This is a genomic window from Halochromatium glycolicum (genome assembly GCF_016584085.1).
GTDB classification, from domain to species: domain Bacteria; phylum Pseudomonadota; class Gammaproteobacteria; order Chromatiales; family Chromatiaceae; genus Lamprobacter; species Lamprobacter glycolicus.
Genome location: NZ_NRSJ01000029.1, coordinates 21565 through 39602, shown reverse-complemented (window position 1 = coordinate 39602; position 18038 = coordinate 21565). Strand labels below are relative to the sequence as shown.

Here is an 18038-nt window from a genome sequence, read left to right as displayed (position 1 = left end):
AGGCGCTCGACTGGCTTGGCTGCGAGCGCACACAGCTGCCCGGAGCCGCTCCTCGACCGCAACTCTTCGAGCGCGCGACAGGGCGATCCGGCGCCTGTCTGGAGCGGCTGGACGAAACCGAACCGGTATCCGCCCTATGCCCTCGTCGACCAAGGATCGAGGATTGGCACGCCGGTCGGCGCGAAGTTGATGACGTTTCGGGTGACGACCGTCATGCCGTGAACCAGCGCGGTGGCGGCGATCAGGGCGTTGCGCACCGGTCGCGGGTCCGGAATGTGGAGCTTGGCACTGCTCCGGGCAACGGCCAGGTCGATGGGGAGGATTCGGCCGGCGAACGCCGGGAGGACATGCGTGTCGAGCCAAGCCCGCAGCAGCCTCCCCTGGGTTACGTCTCTGCGCTCGATCAGCAGGACGCCGATCTCCAGCTCCTGCAAGCAAATGACTGACAGAAACAGTGCGTTCGCCCGGGTCTGCTCGGCCCATTGCGCTACGTTCGCATCGGCCTTGCCGGAGCGGACCTTGCGCAACTCGGAGACGACGTTGGTATCGAGCAGGAACATCAGTCCAGGTCGGGCGTTTCAGGGCGATCAAGCAGCCGCGGCGGCTCGAAATCGATCTCCTCTACGCCGGGCATGGACAGCAGATCGGCGATGTTGCGGTCTGTTCGGGCAAGCCTGTCATAGTCCTCGATAGACAGCAGGACATAGCTGGCGCGTCCTCGGACCGTGATGAACACAGGACCACGGTCGGCCGCCCGCTTTGCCTCGCTGGTTCTTTGATTGAATTCGCGGCTGGTGATGCGGGTCACGGGCTCACCTCTGAGGCAGGGTCCATTGTAGCTACGTTACTACATCCGGCAATCGTGGGCAAATGTCGGGTTCACCCGACCGGCCGAAGCCTTAGACCCAGGTATCCCGCGCAGGGCGGGACCATGGAGACGAGAGCAACGATGCTGCCCATCGCAGGGGGCATTAGGCGATTTCTGTCAAAGCTCATACCGCCTTGCTGGTCTTTTCGCTCGCCTTCTTCGTCGCGCCGCCGGTCACATAGCCCGGCTATGCTCCCGGCGACGCTCCTCGAAGGCAAACGACAATCCTGCGCAATTCGGTACGAGCTTTTCCGGCAATCGCCTTAGTTCGTGCCCGGGGCTTTGCTCCCCAAACTCCACCGCTTGGCGCGCAAGGGACCGGCGTTGGGCGCCCGAAGATCAATCCATGGACGGTCCGGAAGGCGCGGCGAGCGACGATCCGTGCTAGCCTTGGCAAGGATTGCCAAGTTATCGACGCAATCCTTGCGTACTTGCGTGCCAAAGGCGGACCGCGCTTGGCCATGGAGTTTGCCGAGCAGCTCAAAGACGCACTGCGCCCCCTCGCGACGCATCCGGCCATCGGCTCTCGGCGCTACGCGGACCTGCTGGGCATCCCCGGGCTGCGCAGCTGGCCGATCAAGCAGTCGGCATATCTGATCTTCTATCTGGCTTTTCGCTGCGCTCCAGCCACTCTGCTGCCCGGCGCAGCCTGACCTTGGTCAGCAGATCGGTGTAGCTGATGCCCTGCTGGGCGAGGCCCCGCTGCAGGCTGCGCCGGCTCGTCCCGAGCGACTCGGCGATGAGGTCCACGGGTGGTGCACGCCCGCTGAGCAAAGACGCGATCTGCAGCTCCACCAGGCCCGCGAGATCGCTCGGCAAGGGCTCGGGCAGGTCAGCAGGCCCTGGGGGCGGCCGCATTTTACTGTTTCGAGCTCTTAGATGAAGCAGTGTGCGCGGGAATTCGAAGTAGGTTCGTCCCGGCCGATAGACCAGGAGCGAGTCGCCGAAGACGTCCATGGGGAGCGGTTCGCGGGGGTTGAAGCCGAAGCAGAGCTCGCTTGGGCTCCAGAGCGGACCTGTGAAGCGTCTAATGTTGGCGATGGTGATAGCCAGGAAGTTCAAACGTGCCTGACAATCGCCAGGGCTGAGCGTCCAAGGTGCCATCAGGTTGACCCGGACGCGGTTGCCATTCGCCGATAACCAAACCGTCTGTCCTGTCACAATTGAGCGGTAGAGTCCGATTCCCTGCTGCAGGTATTGGTGAAGGGTCAGAGCCCTCGCAAGTATTCGGCCATAGGGGCCGAGGACGTCGATCGGTGTGAGGCAGCCGACCTGAAAGCCGAGCTGTTCGGTGTCCAGAGACTGGCCGGTGAGCTCGATTCGGCGCGAGGCCCGCTTGAACGGGATGCCCGCGGCCGTTTGCTGAAGCAACTCCGGGCGGGTGCCCGCGCGTTTTCTGATCTCCGCATCCCCTATTCGCTGCGATAATGCAGTGGGGCAGGTCCAGCCTGGGACGCTGCAGTTGGACAGGAGAGATCATGAGACGCGCCTTCGCGACACTGTGTTTGGTGGCAGCATTTGGAGCTGCCGCGGATGACGGCTCACGCCCCCGGATCGGTCTCGTGCTGGCCGGCGGTGGCGCCAAGGGCTCGGCCCATATCGGTGTACTCCAGGTCCTCGAGGAGCTCCGTGTCCCGATCGCCGCGATTGCCGGTACGAGTATGGGGGCGCTGGTCGGCGGCGGCTACGCATCCGGTCTCACCGCCGCCGAGATGGATGAAGCGGTCACCTCTGTCGATTGGAACCAGCTCTTCGATGATGACCCACCGCGGGCCGAGTGGCCGATGCGCCGTAAGGAAGAGAGTCTGCGTCCGACCTTCGGCTTCTCCATTGGCCGGCGCGATGGGAAGTTCAGGCTACCCAAGGGGGCGATCTCAGGTCAGGAGGTGCTCCTGTACTTGAGCCAGCTCACCAACGGCGCCGAGGGTGTCGAGCACTTCGATCAATTGCCGATCCCATTTCGGGCCGTCGCCACGGACCTCGAGACCGGTGAGATGGTCGTGCTGGACCAGGGACCTCTGCCGCTCGCCATGCGCGCCAGCATGGCCGTACCAGGCGTGTTCGCGCCCTTGGAAACCGATGGTCGGATCTATGTCGACGGTGGCTTGGTGCGCAACCTCCCCGTCGACATCGCGCGTGCGATGGGGGTCGATAGGCTCATCGTGGTCAAGCTCGACTCGGACCCGCCGACCCGAGAGCAACTGAGTACGGTGCTCGGCAGCATCGGGCAGATGATCAATTTCGTGTTCGCGCAGAATGAGGAACGCTCGCTGACCGAGATCGATCCCAGGCGGGACATCCTGGTCCGACCGCAGCTCGGCGATATCGGCTCCGGCGACTTCAACCGCGGGCGCGAGGCGATCGCAACCGGCGTCGAGGCCGCGCGCCGGGTCTCGGACCAGCTCGCCTGCCTTGGGGTGAGCCCAGAGGAGTATGCTGCCTGGCGTCGGTCGGTGGAGCGTCGCCGACAGCCCGTCGAGCGCATCGATGAGGTCCGTGTCGTCGGTCTGGAGCGGGTCGGCGCGGATCTCTTTGAGCCTATTGTCGAGAGGCACCGGGGCAAGCCGCTTGATCGCTCCCAGCTCGAGAGCGACCTCAACCGCCTCTACGGACGCGGGGATTTCGAGCGCATCAACTACCGCATCGAGCGCGAGGACGGGCGCAACCTGCTGATCGTCGATGCCGTCGAGAAGGCATGGGGCCCGGGGTACCTGAGCTTCGGCCTCGGCCTCACCAGCGACTTCGAGGGCGACAACCGTTTTGGGCTGCGCGCGACTTATCGCCAGACCTGGATCAATACGCTGGGCGGCGAATGGCTGAGCACCATCAACCTGGGCAACGAGCCCCAACTGTTCTCGGAGTTCTATCAGCCGTTCAATGACGCACGTAGCATCTTCGTCGCGCCCTACATCGATTTGGGCAAGCTGCCGCTCAGCGTCTTCCTGGGTGGCGATCGGGTGGCCCGCTACGACGTGGCTCGCTATCGCATCGGCTTGGACTTGGGCGCGACCCTCGGCCGCTTCGCCGAGCTCAGGCTCGGCCTGATGGCCGGCCAGGTCGATGCGAGTGTGGACACCGGGTCCCCATTGGTCCCGGAGGTGCAGAACAACGAGACCGGTCTTCGCGGCCGTCTGCTCTACGACACCCGCGACAGTGGCGGGCTGGCGCGCAGTGGAGACTTCGTCGAGGCCAGCCTGTTCGCGCCGCTCGAATCGCTGGGAGCGGATGAGCAGTACTTCCGAACCGAGATCAAGGCCGGCACGGCCGTCAGCCAAGGCCCCAACACACTGACCTTGAACCTGCGAGGCGGAACGGCGTTTGGCGATGCGATGCCATACTACGATCAGTTCCCGCTTGGTGGTTTCCTCAAGCTCTCGGGTTACGCCAACGAGCAGTTCCGCGGCAACGATTACGCCTTTGGCAGCCTGATGGTTCAGCATCAGCTGGCCACGCTGACCCCGCCGCTCGGCAAGGGCCTCTATGTCGGCGGATCACTGGAGGTCGGGCGCCAGTGGGACGTCGTCGATGAGCTCAACCCTAGCGAGACCCGCTACGGCAGCAGTCTCTTCTTCGGAGCCGACACCTGGCTCGGCCCCTTCTTCCTGGGGTTTGGGCTCTCGGGCGAGGGCGATACCTCAGGCTACGTTATCCTCGGCAAGCCATAACCGATTCGCTGTCCGTATGCTCGCCCCATGCAAGCTCGGCATGAGGTGAAAATCGCCTTCGGTCAGGCTGCCGGAAGGGCCTCCGGCGGCAACGCTCAGTCGGTCTCCAACCGCTTTCCGGCTCCCTGCGGGCCGGACCCGCTGTGCTCGGGGCCGGCTCAGAACCTCGACAGATGCGATGGGAATTATGTTCAAAAACTGGAACGGGTAGGTATTGCTTTATAAAAACATGAACAAAACTTCCGGGCAGGCGAATGCGACTCGCCTCCAGTCGCTTCAACTCACCTTGCTCGGAGAATCGCAAATGACCCTTCGAAAGACCACACTGACTGTTGGTGTCGTACTCGCTCTCGGCCTTAGCGTCGGAACTGCTGAGCAGGCCGCTGCAGGCAGCCACTGCGGCAACATGGCTGCTGGCTACCAAGGTCATCCTCACGGCCGCATGCTGACGGAGTCCAGTGGGTACGATCACTACAATGGCATGCCGATGAGGCGGCCGATAGTTGCCCATCCGGCGATGTACTGGGGCACACAGCAGCCCAGCCTCGTGAAGACCTCGACCGCTGAAGCGGCCGGCGATGCCCCAGGCGATATCGTCGACGTCGCCGTCGGCGCCGGCAGCTTCGGCACGCTGGCCGCGGCGCTGGAGGCGGCCGATCTGGTCGATACACTGAAGGGCGAGGGCCCGTTCACGGTATTTGCGCCAACTGATGACGCGTTCGCTAAGATCCCCCAGGACCAGCTCAATGCACTCCTTGCCGACAAGGCGAAGCTGACAGCAGTGCTGACCTACCACGTGGTCCCGGGCAAGGTCATGGCGGCCGATGTTGCGGCTCTGAACAGCGCGACGACGGTGCAGGGCGGCAACCTCTCGATCGACACCACAGATGGCGTCAAGGTCAACGATGCGACCGTCGTGACGACCGATGTCGAGGCGAGCAACGGCATTATCCACGTCATCGATACCGTGCTCATGCCGGAATAGGCGAGCTCCCTTCCGCTACAGGGGGGCGACAACACCTGGTCGGCTGCTCTGCGGCCGACCACGGCTTATGGCGATCGGTCGGAGCTGAAACGGATTCGGCAGAGTCTTTCAAGGTCGCCGACTCATCGAGGTGCGGCTTCCCAACGAGCGAGACATCGGAACGGTTTCCGGCAGCTTGCACTATTGCTTCTGCTACCTGGAATCGGTAGCGGAGTCGGGTGGGCCGCGGTCCTCAGTGCCCTCGCGTTGCTCGGATTCGTGCTGGCGCGGCAAGTGTTAATGCCAAAAATCAACGACGCTCGCGACGCCGATCTCGCTGGTGAGCCTGGCGCCGGCGTTCGCTTCAAGCGCCTGCACGGGTTGAGTGTCGCAATAAGGCGATTTCTGTCAAAGCTCATACCGCCTTGCTGGTCTTTTCGCTCGCCTTCTTCGTCGCGCCGCCGGTCACATAGCCCGGCTATGCTCCCGGCGACGCTCCTCGAAGGCAAACGAACATCCTGCGCAATTCGGTACGAGCTTTTCCGGCAATCGCCTAAACGGGGCGCAGTGGCTCGCGATCCTCGCTGCACTATGGATCTTGATACTTTGACCGGCGGCACAGCAGCCAACGCCATACCATCGCTTGTCGCTGCAGCCATCAGCGGCTGCTCAAAGCCGACGAAAACGATCCGTTTCGAGGTCAGGTATCGGTGGTGAGCGCTAGCTCGAGTCTTTTTGTCGGCGTCCGCGACGGCAACGCTCCGAGCAGTAGCGCACCTCATCCCAGCAACGTGCCCAGCGTCGTCGCCAGGTGAACTGGCGACCGCAATGCAGGCAGACCTTCCTGGGTAAGTGCGGCTTGCGATGGCTCATGATCATGGGTCCGGCGCGCGTCTCCGATCTTGACGCTAGCCCTGAGGCGCGACACGGCGGCTGCCGTGATCGTTGAAAATAAATCGCCCAGCCTTCTGTCTGGACGCTCCCCTGGCAATACTAGGGGGCGCAAAGACCGACGGCATGCGCCCCTGCGCTACGGCAGCCGCCGCAGGCTTAACCGTCCTGTTTTCGTTCGGCCTGCACCCGCAGCGACACTGGGGACCATGAGCCCTGTCTTTCAGCTGCCGGGGCAGCGATCAGTTGAAGGCTCTTCTCCCCGCCAGCACAGACGGGGAGCATTGCGACGTCATCCTGGATCGCAAGGCATTCCTCCGCAATGACCCGTTCCATGATGCGTTTGTAGCGGCTATGCATTCGCAGCACGCGCGAGTACTTCGTCATGAATTCCCAGGCTTGCTTCGGGTAATAGGCTAGAGGCGATTCCAGCGGGAATCCGGGACGCCGATCCTTGCGGCAGCGGCGTCGGATCAGTCCCCCCTCCAGCGGATGGACGTTCTCGTGGATCACCGGTGCGTGGAAGGCGAAGAGTTTGTCCATCATCTGCTTCGGCTCGTAGCCCCAGGCGCGGGCTCGTCGTAGAATCCTGGCGACATGCTCAGGCGTGTAGTAGATGTCCCATGCCTCGCGGTAGATCCCTTCCCACTCTTCCTTGGTCATCTTCGGATGTGCCATGGTCACATGCTGGGTATCGTAGTTGTTCATATCCGGATCGAGCGCGACGCCGGCCTCCACCAAGCGCTTGTGATCTGCGGACCCGGGCAGCGGGGTGAGAATGAAGAACTCCATGATGTCGATGGGCAGCTCGCGCTTGATGATCTCGAGGTCGCGGCGGATGCTGTCCGGGGTATCGTCAGGAAATCCCAGGATATAGCCGGCGTAGGTCAGCACGCCGGCGGCATGCCATGCCTGGAGCAGGGCGCGGTAGTCAGCGGTCTTGTTCTGACCCTTGCGCGCCTGCTTCAGGGCGTCTGGATTGATGCTCTCCATGCCGAGGAAGGCGCGGGTGACGCCGGCCTTGCCAGCCTTCTCGATGAAGCGCGGGATGCGGTGGGATTGAGTGTCGACCTGAATCACCAGCCGGATCGGCATGCCGGATTCGCGCAGGGCGATGATCCGGTCGAAGATCGGCTCCCAATTGCGGTTGCGGGCAAAATTATCGTCGGTGATGAAGAAGTTATCGATGCCGTGCTCGGCGTTCGCGCGGATCAGCCGTTCGACGTCATCCGCCGAACGATGGCGCGACTTGCGGCCCTGCACGTTGATGATCGTGCAAAAGCTGCACAGATAAGGGCAGCCTCGCCCGGCGTCGAAGCTGGCGCGCTTGCCCATCGTGCGCTGGACGCGTTCCGGCGGCAGGTAAGGGGTCGGTTGATCCGTTAGGTCCGGCAGATCGTTCAGGTGGTCGTAAACGGGTTTCAACGCGCCCGCGGCTGCGTCTTGAACCAGCCTCCCAAGATGCCCCTCCAGCTCGCCCGCGAAGAGGCTGACACCCGCCTCCTGAGCGTCGATTAATTCCCTCGGCGTTTCCTGAAGCATGGCCAGACAGCCGCTGACATGGAAGCCGCCGATGATCACTGGGTGACCATCGGCGCGGAACTGCCGCGCCAGGTCCAGGGCGCGGGGGAACTGGTTGGATTGGACGCCGATTAGGCAGATCAGGGCTTGTCCACCGGCGCGCCGAATGCTGCGCGTGATGCGCCCGGGCCTGACGCGGGTGTTGGTCTCGTCGATCGCTTGGAGCTCGATCTCGACCTTGGGGCCCAGTGGTTGCTGCGCGATGCAGTTCAGCGCGATGCCATAGATGGTGGCAAGGCTGTTGGATGGCAGCGACGATCGCCACCATTGGATCACGTAGCCATCGTCATCGTAATGGGAAGGCTTGATCAGCAGCAGCCTGAAGGTACCGGCTCGGGAGGTCGACATGACGGGGTCAGCAGCGTTTCGTTAAGCTCTTCTGCATGAGATGTCCTATCGTCGTGGTCAGCTGTAAAGGTGCGATGATCCTGGTTCGGGCTCGCGACGGCCCAAAGGCGTTCACGAACAGTAGTCGGCGGCCCTTCTTTAGGCAAGCGGCTCCTGTTATGCCAGTTTCGGTGGCGTCGACACGGAACCCCAGTAGCCTTGAGCTGAGCTCTTATCGGAGCGGCCCAAATCGGGCGTTCACGACCTCGATGTCGCGCTCGATCCACGAGGTCGGATACACCTTCCCGGTCTTTCGGGCGATATCGCAACGGTCATGACGGAGCAGCAGCGGCACCGGCTCGATACCCCGCTCGGGCTGCAGTACCAGGTAGGGACGGAACGCCAGCGCATTCATCGGCGTGGCCCAATCGTCGATGATGGCCATCCACGGCCATTGCAGTCCAAAGGGCTCGGTCGCGCTCAGCGTAATGCAGTCCGTGTCGGCCTCGCCCAATAGGTTCTGCAGCCCCCGGGTCGCGGTCCACCATGCGGCGGACTTGGCCAACAGCAGCGTGACCATGCAGGTGACGATGAGCGCGGCGATCCTGATTCGGCCATTGTGGAGCGTTTCGGTGGCCGTGATGCCGGGACCTCGGGGTAGCCAAGGCGCAAGCACGACCGCCGAGCCGAGGCCCATCAGCACCAGTCCGACGACGAAGCTCAGGCCCGCCTTGAGCTTGATGCCTTCTCCATTGAGGATTTCCAGAGCGATCAGGACCACGACCGCCGGCAACAGCCAGGCAATCGCGCCAGCGATCCGCAGACACCCGTCACGCACCTTACCGTTTGCGAGCATCCCTGCTGCCAGCAGGACGCCGAGCAACGACACTGCCGCGAGCAGTAGATGCTGGGCCGGGGTCTCGGTCATCAGGTAATTGATCGCGGAATCGGTCTGTAATCGTCCGCGCTCGTAGCTGTTGGCGCCCATAGCCGTCCACATCAGTCGGAACGACCCGGTGACCAATAGCAGACCGGCGAGCGGCCCCCAAGGCCGTCGCAGGCGCGGCCTCAGCCAGGCGATCGCAGCAGCGAGCAAGGCCAATGCAAACGCCGGTAAAAACGCGAGCGGATGCAGGGCTGTGAGCATCGGCGCAGTGACTCCGGCGTAGACCCAGGTCCAGGTCCGCTCGGGGGCGAGGAGCATCGCCAGCACCAAGGGCCAAGTCAGATAAAGGCTCGACAACAGCTCTGAGACACCCGAGAAATTGACCAGGTTGAGCAGGAACCAGAGCAGCGGAAACAGCATCAGCGCCGGTGCCCGGCGCCGAACGAGTAGCCAGCAAGCCAGCAAAGAAGCGAGTGGCAATGCCACATAGCTCAGCGAGAACAGATGCCGCAGCATCACCGCGTCGTCGAGCAAGGGCGCGGTCCAGATGGTCGGCAACTGGGGCAGCAGCGCCGTGTAACGCAGGTTGGGGGGCTCGGCTACGCCAAGCGTGGCGATCTTGAAAAAGTACCAGGCACCGTCCTGAAAGAGCGGGAGTCCGACGAGTGCGGTGATGATGTAGGCGCAGATCACCGCGATCAGGCCGATATCGATGGCCTGACGAGCGGTGGTCTCCGAGTCGGATGGGGTGGCGCCCGTTGCAGGGGGTGCAGAAGGTGGGTTGACGGCGTCCCGCGGGTCCACTGCCGCCCTCCGAACAGTATGCGGCGAGGAGCGAGGGTCACCGGTTCCGTCAGGAACAGCAAGGCTGCCTTCGGAACACATGCCGCCGCCGCCTTCGCAGAAGGAGCCGGTGTCTCTGCACCGGCCCATCGGTTGCTCTCCTCGATCTCACCTCTCACGCGGCAAGGTGCATCATTGCCCGGAAGGTTACACCCTCCCGCTTCTCGGCGGGGTATTGAGCGATCAGCTCGTCCTGTCTGACTTCACAGCGCAGATGGCCATCGGCCTCCAGGGGCCTGTGGTGCTCATCTTCCGCTGCCGCTAGCGGGCGACCTCGCCGCCGGGCAGCGAGCGGGCCGTGTCAAGGATCGGGTCGAAGGTCGCCGACATCATCGCAGCGATGTTGCGGGCATGGTTGACGAGCCAGAGGCTGTCGTCGGCGCCGTTCAGGACGATCGGCGGATACAGCTGCGAGACGCGGTAGAGCTCTTGGATCGCCTCGTCGAGCCCCACTAGCGCATCCTGGTCGAAATCCGGCCCGTAGGCGGACCGAATGGCCGCGAGCGTGTCCGCCGAGACCGCCGAGGCGCAGATGGCCGAATAGACCCGCTGGCGGCGCTCCTCGGGCGGTACCTTGGCGGCGTCATTCAGACGCGAATAGATCTTGTCCATCGCCCCGTTCTGACCGCCGAGCTCGGTGAGCAGCGCGGCCAAATCGTCCGGGCGGACATTGCTGACAGCCTGACCGGCCCGGAGGTCGTTGACGTAGCTGTCGAAGTCTTCGAAGCCGAGTGCATATTCGTGCTCGGAGTCGGCGCCGCCGAGCCAGGAGATTCCCCAGCGCCGCGGATCGTAGTTGAACTTCTTGGCGGCGTTCGTCAAACGCGGGTCGTCCTGCGACGAGCCGCCGGTGCGGGCGGTGCGGTCGGCGAAGACCTCGAAGATCTCGGTGGTCACATACCAGATGCCGCCCGGCTCACCTTTGATTCCGGCCGCACAAGCGGCGTTGCGCTCAAAGAAGATGATCAGATCGTTGGGAACCCAGCCGCCCTGCTCGTTCAGTCGCCGCCGGAACTGATAGGTGATGGCCTCGGCCAGCAGGGCGCCCTTCTCGGAGCGATTGAGGTTGGCGTTGTCCGGGTCCTGAAACTGCTCGTTGATCGTGGGGGTATCCCAGACCCAGATCAGCACGCCGATCCAGAGCGCCGCGAGCAGCACCGGGATGCCGATGATCAGACCGGACCAGAGCACCGTCTGTTTGCCGAACCATGCTAGGAACCGTTTGAGCGGGCTTTTCTTCGCTTCCGTCACGATCTAGCCTCCTTTGGGCTGTTGAGGAAAATCGAGCGCTTCGATCACAGCATTTGCTCAGACCATGCGCTCAGAACAGGGTGAACTAGAACACAAGCGAACTAGAACACAAGCGAACGAGAACATACTACAGACTCCGCGTATCAGCAGCCTGTGCGTCAGCGGGCGCTATGCACCGTCGGTTGGGGCATTGGCCCCACTGATGCCCTGGATCTTACGGAATCTTACGGACCTGCTCGCGATCGCCCTGAGCCTTGGTCCCTCCAGCGAGGTGGCCTTCGTCTTGCTTGGCATCCTGGACTCGGGCGGGGCTGGCCGCTAGAGCGCCAACCCGCTCATCCCGACTCGTTAGGCGATTGCCGGAAAAGCTCGTACCGAATTGCGTAGGATTTTCGTTTGCCTTCGAGGAGCGTCGCCGGGAGCATAGCCGGGCTATGTGACCGGCGGCGCGACGAAGAAGGCGAGCGACAAGACCAGCAAGGCGGTATGAGCTTTGACAGAAATCGCCTTAGTCATTGTCATTCGAATCATCGAGGGGTGCGGAATGCCGAATCGTCAACTCGCCAAGCTCAACGATCACGGCCAGCGCTTCTGGCTCGACAGCCTATCCCGCGACATGCTCGACGACGGCCGGCTTGCCTCACGCATCCGCGAGCAGGGTCTCTCCGGGATCACCTCCAATCCTGCAATCTTCGCCAAGGCCATGGGCGATTCCTCTGCCTACGACGACCGTATCGCCGTGGCGATCGACGCCCTCGCGGACGACGACGGCTCGGTTGCTGCCGAGTCCGTCTACGAGCGGCTCGCGACCGATGACATGCGCGATGCGTGCGATCTGCTGCTGCCGGTCTATGAGGCGACCGACGGGCTCGATGGTTTCGTCAGCCTCGAGGTCTCGCCGCACCTCGCCTACGATCCGGTCGCAACGCTGCGTCAGGCGCGCGAGCTCTGGGACCGGGTCGGACGTCCGAACCTGCTGATCAAGGTGCCCGGCACGCCGCAGGGCCTGCATGCCGTCGAGGCGCTGCTGGTGGATGGGATCAACGTCAACATCACGCTGCTGTTCGGGCTCGATGCCTACGAGCAGACCGCGCAGACCTATCTCAGGGCCATGGAGCAGCGTCTGCGCGACGGCAAGGATCTGCAGACGGTCGCGTCGGTCGCCAGCTTCTTCCTGAGCCGGATCGATACCGCCGTGGACCGCGAGCTGCGTCAGCGCATCGATCCGCAGGTCGATGAGCGCATCGTCACCGAGGCGGAGTCCTTGCTCGGGCGCACCGCAGTGGCCAACGCCCAGATGGCCTATGCGCGATTCGTCGAGCTGACCGCGAGCGAGCGCTGGCAGCGTCTGGCCGAGGCGGGGGCGCGCACGCAGCGGCTGGTCTGGGCCAGCGCCGGCACGAAGGACCCGGACCTGTCGGATACCCATTACATCGAGTCGCTGATCCTGCCGCAGACCATCTCGACCATGCCAGAGGCGACCGCGGACGCCTTCGACGATCACGGCTGGATCGAGGTCTCGGCGGCGGGCAGCACCGACGAGGCGGCTGCGGTGCTGGAGCGACTGCAGCGGACACTCGAGATCGACCTCGATGCGATCACCCATCAGCTGGTCGCCGAAGGGGTGCAGAAGTTCATCGACCCCTATGACCAGCTATTGCAGCGACTCACCCAGCGCATCGAGCGGACCGAGGAGGCCGAGCGCGCGACGCCGCTGGTCGGCGCCGCCAACCGGCTGCGCGCCGAGGCACTGCGGATGACCAGCCGCGCCGGCTCCGGCCATGCGACCTCGTCGCTATCCTGTGCTGATCTGGTCGCTGCCCTGTTCTTCCACGAGATGCGCTGGGACCCGAACGCGCCCGGTGCCCGGGATCAGGACCGCTTCCTGCTCTCGAAGGGCCACGCCGCGCCCATCCTCTGGGCGGCCTTGTCCGAGGCGGGCGCGATCGACTCCGACCCGCTGACCCTGCGGCAGGTCGACAGTGATCTCGAAGGCCATCCGACCCCGCGCAACCCCTGGATTCCGGTCGCGACCGGCTCACTGGGCCAGGGCCTCGCCGCGGTCAACGGGATGGCCTTGGCGGACCGGCTGGACGGGATCGGCGCTCGGCTGTTCTGCCTGCTCGGCGACGGTGAGTGCTCCGAAGGCTCGGTCTGGGAGGCCGCGCAGTTCGCCGCGGATCAGCGGCTCCAGCAGGTCGTCGCCATCGTCGATGCCAACGGCCTCGAGCAAAGCGGCCCGGCCCCCTACGGACAGGACACCTCGGTGCTGGCCGGACGCTTTCGTGCCTTCGGCTGGCGCACGCTGGAGATCGACGGCCATGACTTCGGCGCCATCCTGCCGGCGCTCAAGGCCACGCGGGAACCGGGTCCGACCGCGATCATCGCCCGCACCGTCAAGGGCAAGGGCGTGTCCTTCCTGGAGGGTGCCGAGGGCTGGCACGGCAAGGCCCTCGACGACGACAAGCTGGCTCAGGCCCTCGCCGAGATCGCCGAGCCCGATGTGCGTGTGCTGGTCGAGCCGCGCCGGCTGGCGGCCGGCGAGCCGACGGCCGCGGCCAAGGCCCAGGCGGCCAGCGAGCGCATGCAGGCGCAAACTCAGGCCCCATTGCAGGTCGACTATGAGCTCGGTGCCGAGGTGGCCACCCGCGCTGCCTTCGGCAACGCGCTCGAGAAACTGGGCAGCCGCTTCGATGACCTGGTCGTCCTTGACGGCGATGTGAAGAACTCGACCAAGACCGAGCAGTTCGCTAAGGCGTTCCCCGAACGGTTCATCGAGGCGCAGATCGCCGAGCAGAATATGCTCGGTGCGGCGCTCGGCCTCTCGGCCAGCGGCAAGCGGCCCTGCGTCGCGACCTTCGCCGCTTTCCTGACCCGGGCCTATGACATCATCCGGATGGCGGTCCACTCGCAGCAGCCGCGCATGCTGATCTGCGGCAGCCATGCCGGCGTCTCGATCGGCGAGGACGGGCCATCGCAGATGGGGCTCGAGGACATCGCGATGTTTCGGGCGCTCAACGGCACCACGGTGCTCTATCCGAGCGATGCCGTCAGCGCCGAGCGCCTGACCGAGGCCGGTCTCGAGCATGATGGTATCGTCTATCTGCGTACCACCCGCGGCAAGACGCCGGTGCTCTACCAGTCCGACGAGCCCTTCGAGATTGGCGGCAGCAAGACCCTCGCCGAATCGACCGAGGACCGGCTCACGCTGGTGGCCGCCGGCATCACCGTCCATACGGCGCTCGAGGCCAGCAACCGGCTGCGCGAGCAGGGGGTCTGCACCCGGGTGATCGATGCCTATTCGGTCAAGCCGCTTGACGTGCCGACCCTGAAGCGCGCGGCCGAGGAGACCGGCACCCTGCTGGTGATCGAGGACCACAATCGCGACGGCGGTCTCGGCGATGCGGTCGCTTCGCAAGTCGGCCGGCTCGGCCGGGTCTTCCGGCTCGGTGTGACCGGCGAGCCACGCTCCGGTGAACCGGAGACGCTCATGGACCGTCACCGGATCTCGGGTCAGGAGATCGAGCGCGAAGCGCTCGCAGTGGCGGCTTGACCCCCGTCTTGATCCTCAATCTTGATCCCCCGTCTTGACCTTCAGCTCGGAAAAGCAATCGCCGTCTCCGGCGGATGCAGCGGACTGCTGCGCTTCAGAGGCAACGCAGGCGCTGCAGACCACCGACGAGGATCGTTGGGCCCAGCGACTGGGCCCAGCGACTGGGCCTGGCGATCGCCCCGAGGCTTTCATTGGTCGACGAAGAGAACGCGTCACTGATCACCGGCGCCGAGCGCGCCTTTCTGGAACAGCAGGAGGAGGCCGACACGCAGGGGAAGGGCCGGTTCGACGAGCGCAAGGCCGCCAAATCCTGAGCGGGCCTTCCTAAGCGGGCCTTCCTAAGCGGGCCTTCCTGACTGGGCCTGCTGCGGAAGGCCTTGGACATCCTGTACTTGGACGGCCGGCTGGTTGCGGTGCACCGGTCTGAGTGGGCCTCGGCCCCGAAACCAGTCACCAATACAGGCCTCGGGAACGGTATGCTGGGCACCAATGGTCTCTGCTGTTCTCGTTGACAGCGGCGCAGCGGCCTTGCCGACCCAAGCCCGAGAAGAGGAATCCTTCCATGTCTCAGCACAATGCGGCCAGCTTTCTGCTCGCTGGCTCTTCACTGGCGCTCCTTCTGTCCGTCGGCGCCGCGCAGGCGCAGTCCGACATCGACGTTCGGGCGCAGACCTTGATCGAGACCAACCCGCTGCTGAACGGTTATGACATTCGCCTGACCGATGAAGACGGCCGCTTGCGCTTGCAGGGTGCCGTGGCTGATCCGTCCGAGCGCAAGCTGGCCGAGGCCTTGGCGGCACTGGTGGCCGGTGGCAGCGATCTGGACAATGCCATCCGCGTCGATGCCGAGCTGGCCGATGCGCCGAGCCGTCTCTATATCGACGCAGAAGACCTGACCACTGCGGCACGCTTGCGTCAGACGCTAAGCTGGCAGAAGGATACCGCAGGGCTCGGTATCGAGCTCGAGGTCAACCGCGGCGCCGTGCGGCTGAACGGTGAGGTCGGCACCACAGCGACCAAAGACCGCATCGCCGCGCTGACCGCGACGACTGAAGGGGTCGACGAGGTCTTCAACTACATCAGTGTCGATCCGGCGCGCATCCCGGCGATCCGTGAACAGCAGGCGCAGCTCGCGGCCGTCGAGCGGGACGACGCCTGGATCGCCAGCCGGTTGCGGCGGCTCTTGCGCTTCGACACCACCGTCAATGCCCATAGTATCGAGGTCGAGGCGCGCGAGGGCACGGTGATCCTGAGTGGCGCAGTGACCTCATCGGCCGAACGCAAGGTGGCCGAATCCCTGGCCGCCGACGTGCCTGGTGTGACCGATGTCGATTCGCGGCTGATCATCGAGCGCCCACGCTGACCGAGGCCCGTTGTTCTCAACGGTGCGGCCCGGAGGGCGGCATCTGCCCTCGGCGCGGGCCGCCTGGTGGCTCGGCCGCGAAGACAGGGTCCCTCATCTTGGAGTCGTTGCCCCGTGCTAACCCTCTCCGGCGTCATCATCGATCCCTTCGCCGAGCTGGCGATGCTGCTGGTCATCGCCGCCGCGGCCGGGGCGATCGCGGTGCAGCTGCGCCAGCCGGTGCTGATCGCCTACATCATCGTCGGCATCGCGGTCGGGCCGGCGGGCTTCGAGCTGGTGAAATCCCATGATCAGGTCAGCGTGCTGGCGCAGATCGGCGTCTCGGTGCTGCTGTTCGTGGTCGGCCTCAAGCTGGATCTGACGCGGGTGCGCGATATCGGCAAGGTGGCGCTCGCCACCGGCCTCGGCCAGCTCGCCTTCACCATCGTCTTCGGCTTCCTGCTCATCCTGGCGCTCGGCAAGGGCGTGGTCGAGGCGCTCTACGTCGCCGTCGCGCTGACCTTCTCGAGCACCATCATCATCGTCAAGCTGCTCTCGGATAAAGGCGAGCTCGATGCGCTGCACGGGCGCATCGCGATCGGCTTCCTGATCGTGCAGGACATCGCCGTGGTGATTGCGATGATGGCGATGAGCGCGCTCGGCGCCGGCAGCGAGGCCCCGCCCTGGGAGGTGGTCGCCTCGCTCGCAGGGCGCATCCTCGGCGCTGCGGTGCTGATGTTCGTGCTGATGCGCTACCTGATCCCGCCGCTGGTGCGCAGCATGGCGCGCTCGCAGGAGCTGCTGCTGATCTTCGCGATCGCTTGGGGGACGGGGCTGGCGGCACTGGGCGAATGGGTCGGGTTCTCGAAGGAGGCGGGCGCCTTCCTCGCCGGTTTCTCGCTCGCCTCGACCGCCTATCGTGAGGCGATCAGCGCCCGGCTCAGCGGCATCCGCGACTTCCTGCTGCTGTTCTTCTTCGTCGATCTCGGTGCCGAGCTCGACTTCTCGACCCTCGGCGCCGAGGTCTGGCCGGCGGTGCTGCTGTCGCTGTTCGTGCTGATCGGCAACCCGCTGATCGTGATGGCCATCATGGGGGTGATGGGCTATCGCAAGCGCACCGGCTTCCTCGCGGGGCTGACGGTGGCCCAGATCAGCGAGTTCTCGATCGTCTTCATCGCGATGGGGATCGGGCTCGGCCATATCGGGCTCGAGGCGCTCGGGTTGACCACCCTGGTCGGCATCGTCACCATCACCCTGTCGACCTATATGATCCTCTACTCGCAGCCGCTGTATCGGCTGCTGGCGCCGGTGCTCGGTGTCTTCGAGCGCGCACGGCCGGAGCGCGAGATCGCCGCCGAGCAGCAGGTCGCGGCCGATCTGCGGCCGCAGGTGCTGGTGTTGGGTCTAGGGCGCTATGGCCTGCGCATGGCCAAACGGCTACAGGCGGGCGGGCTGCGCGTGCTCGGGGTCGACTGCGATCCGGAGCTGGTGCGCACGCTGGCGCAGCAGGGCGAGCTGCCGGTCTGCTTCGGCGACGGCCATGACCCGGCCTTCCTCGATGCCCTGCCGCTCGATGGGCTGCAGTGGGTCATCAGCACCCTGCCCGATATCGAGTCCAACCGGATGCTGCTCCATGCGTTGGCGGAGCGCCGCTTCAGCGGCGAGATCGCCGTCGTCGCCCGCGACGAGGCGCGCGGCGCCAAGCTCTGGCGCGCCGGGGCGCCGATCATCCTCTATCCGTTCCGCGATGCGGTCGACTTCGCCGCCGACAACATCATCGCCATCCACCGCAAGCGCGTTGCGGCGGATGACTCAAGGGCATTGGGCGGGATGCCAGCGAGCAGTGGCTAACGGATCGGAGACCCTA

The 18038-nt window shown here is 64.7% G+C and carries 14 protein-coding genes; 7 read left to right on the top strand and 7 right to left on the bottom strand.

From position 1 onward, the window contains the following. Window positions 1-134: 134 nt before the first annotated feature. Together CKO40_RS15195 and CKO40_RS15190 are read right to left on the bottom strand one after the other, a co-directional pair. A complete protein-coding gene (locus CKO40_RS15195) occupies window positions 135-560 on the bottom strand; it encodes a type II toxin-antitoxin system VapC family toxin (RefSeq protein ID WP_200347114.1) in 426 nt (141 codons plus the stop codon). Continuing rightward, window positions 560-808, bottom strand: a complete 249-nt coding sequence (locus CKO40_RS15190) for a type II toxin-antitoxin system prevent-host-death family antitoxin (RefSeq protein ID WP_200347113.1) — start codon at window positions 806-808, stop codon at window positions 560-562. Before CKO40_RS15190 ends, CKO40_RS15195 begins: the two co-directional genes overlap by 1 nt. Before the next feature lie 521 nt (window positions 809-1329). Between CKO40_RS15190 and CKO40_RS25405 the strand changes: the two genes are divergently transcribed. Continuing rightward, a complete protein-coding gene (locus tag CKO40_RS25405) occupies window positions 1330-1521 on the top strand; it encodes a type II toxin-antitoxin system RelE/ParE family toxin (RefSeq protein WP_420827385.1) in 192 nt (63 codons plus the stop codon). Here the strand turns inward: CKO40_RS25405 and CKO40_RS15180 are convergent. Next, entirely contained in the window at window positions 1445-2269 is an 825-nt protein-coding gene (locus CKO40_RS15180; RefSeq protein WP_338074191.1) for an AraC family transcriptional regulator ligand-binding domain-containing protein, read from the bottom strand. The genes CKO40_RS25405 and CKO40_RS15180 overlap by 77 nt on opposite strands. A gap of 77 nt (window positions 2270-2346) precedes the next feature. Between CKO40_RS15180 and CKO40_RS15175 the strand changes: the two genes are divergently transcribed. Both CKO40_RS15175 and CKO40_RS24425 read left to right on the top strand, forming a co-directional pair. After that, on the top strand, window positions 2347-4533 hold the full coding sequence (locus tag CKO40_RS15175; protein WP_200347110.1) for a patatin-like phospholipase family protein: 2187 nt from the start codon (window positions 2347-2349) through the stop codon (window positions 4531-4533). A 214-nt stretch (window positions 4534-4747) separates the two neighbouring features. Beyond that, window positions 4748-5518, top strand: a complete 771-nt coding sequence (locus CKO40_RS24425; RefSeq protein WP_242477074.1) for a fasciclin domain-containing protein — start codon at window positions 4748-4750, stop codon at window positions 5516-5518. Window positions 5519-6217: 699 nt separating this feature from the next. Here CKO40_RS24425 and CKO40_RS15165 read toward each other — a convergent pair. The 4 genes from CKO40_RS15165 to CKO40_RS15150 form a co-directional block, all read right to left on the bottom strand. Continuing rightward, window positions 6218-6370: a DUF2256 domain-containing protein gene (locus CKO40_RS15165; protein WP_200347109.1), complete on the bottom strand. Its 153-nt coding sequence runs from the start codon at window positions 6368-6370 to the stop codon at window positions 6218-6220. A gap of 177 nt (window positions 6371-6547) precedes the next feature. Further along, a complete protein-coding gene (locus CKO40_RS15160; protein WP_200347108.1) occupies window positions 6548-8317 on the bottom strand; it encodes a B12-binding domain-containing radical SAM protein in 1770 nt (589 codons plus the stop codon). Between the two features lie 211 nt (window positions 8318-8528). Continuing rightward, window positions 8529-9986 (bottom strand): hypothetical protein, encoded by a 1458-nt coding sequence (locus CKO40_RS15155; RefSeq protein WP_200347106.1) that lies wholly within the window; start codon window positions 9984-9986, stop codon window positions 8529-8531. Between the two features lie 300 nt (window positions 9987-10286). Then, window positions 10287-11276 (bottom strand): DUF2333 family protein, encoded by a 990-nt coding sequence (locus CKO40_RS15150; protein WP_200347104.1) that lies wholly within the window; start codon window positions 11274-11276, stop codon window positions 10287-10289. 544 nt (window positions 11277-11820) lie between these two features. Here CKO40_RS15150 and CKO40_RS15145 point away from each other — a divergent pair. The 4 genes from CKO40_RS15145 (at window position 11821) to CKO40_RS15135 (ending at window position 18022) form a co-directional block, all read left to right on the top strand. Then, window positions 11821-14829: a transketolase gene (locus CKO40_RS15145; protein ID WP_200347102.1), complete on the top strand. Its 3009-nt coding sequence runs from the start codon at window positions 11821-11823 to the stop codon at window positions 14827-14829. Between the two features lie 191 nt (window positions 14830-15020). Next, a complete protein-coding gene (locus CKO40_RS24960; protein ID WP_276570822.1) occupies window positions 15021-15143 on the top strand; it encodes a hypothetical protein in 123 nt (40 codons plus the stop codon). A 248-nt stretch (window positions 15144-15391) separates the two neighbouring features. Continuing rightward, window positions 15392-16192 (top strand): BON domain-containing protein, encoded by an 801-nt coding sequence (locus tag CKO40_RS15140; RefSeq protein ID WP_200347100.1) that lies wholly within the window; start codon window positions 15392-15394, stop codon window positions 16190-16192. Window positions 16193-16306: 114 nt separating this feature from the next. After that, window positions 16307-18022: a cation:proton antiporter gene (locus CKO40_RS15135; protein ID WP_338074189.1), complete on the top strand. Its 1716-nt coding sequence runs from the start codon at window positions 16307-16309 to the stop codon at window positions 18020-18022. The last annotated feature ends 16 nt before the right edge of the window (window positions 18023-18038 follow it).

What these genes read in the sequence shown, in the direction of transcription:
- CKO40_RS15195 (WP_200347114.1), bottom strand. Translation starts at nt 560, where the DNA reads ATGTTCCTGCTCGATACCAACGTCGTCTCCGAGTTGCGCAAGGTCCGC.
- CKO40_RS25405 (WP_420827385.1), top strand. Translation starts at nt 1,330, where the DNA reads ATGGAGTTTGCCGAGCAGCTCAAAGACGCACTGCGCCCCCTCGCGACG.
- CKO40_RS15175 (WP_200347110.1), top strand. Translation starts at nt 2,347, where the DNA reads ATGAGACGCGCCTTCGCGACACTGTGTTTGGTGGCAGCATTTGGAGCT.
- CKO40_RS15165 (WP_200347109.1), bottom strand. Translation starts at nt 6,370, where the DNA reads ATGAGCCATCGCAAGCCGCACTTACCCAGGAAGGTCTGCCTGCATTGC.
- CKO40_RS15160 (WP_200347108.1), bottom strand. Translation starts at nt 8,317, where the DNA reads ATGTCGACCTCCCGAGCCGGTACCTTCAGGCTGCTGCTGATCAAGCCT.
- CKO40_RS15145 (WP_200347102.1), top strand. Translation starts at nt 11,821, where the DNA reads ATGCCGAATCGTCAACTCGCCAAGCTCAACGATCACGGCCAGCGCTTC.
- CKO40_RS15140 (WP_200347100.1), top strand. Translation starts at nt 15,392, where the DNA reads ATGTCTCAGCACAATGCGGCCAGCTTTCTGCTCGCTGGCTCTTCACTG.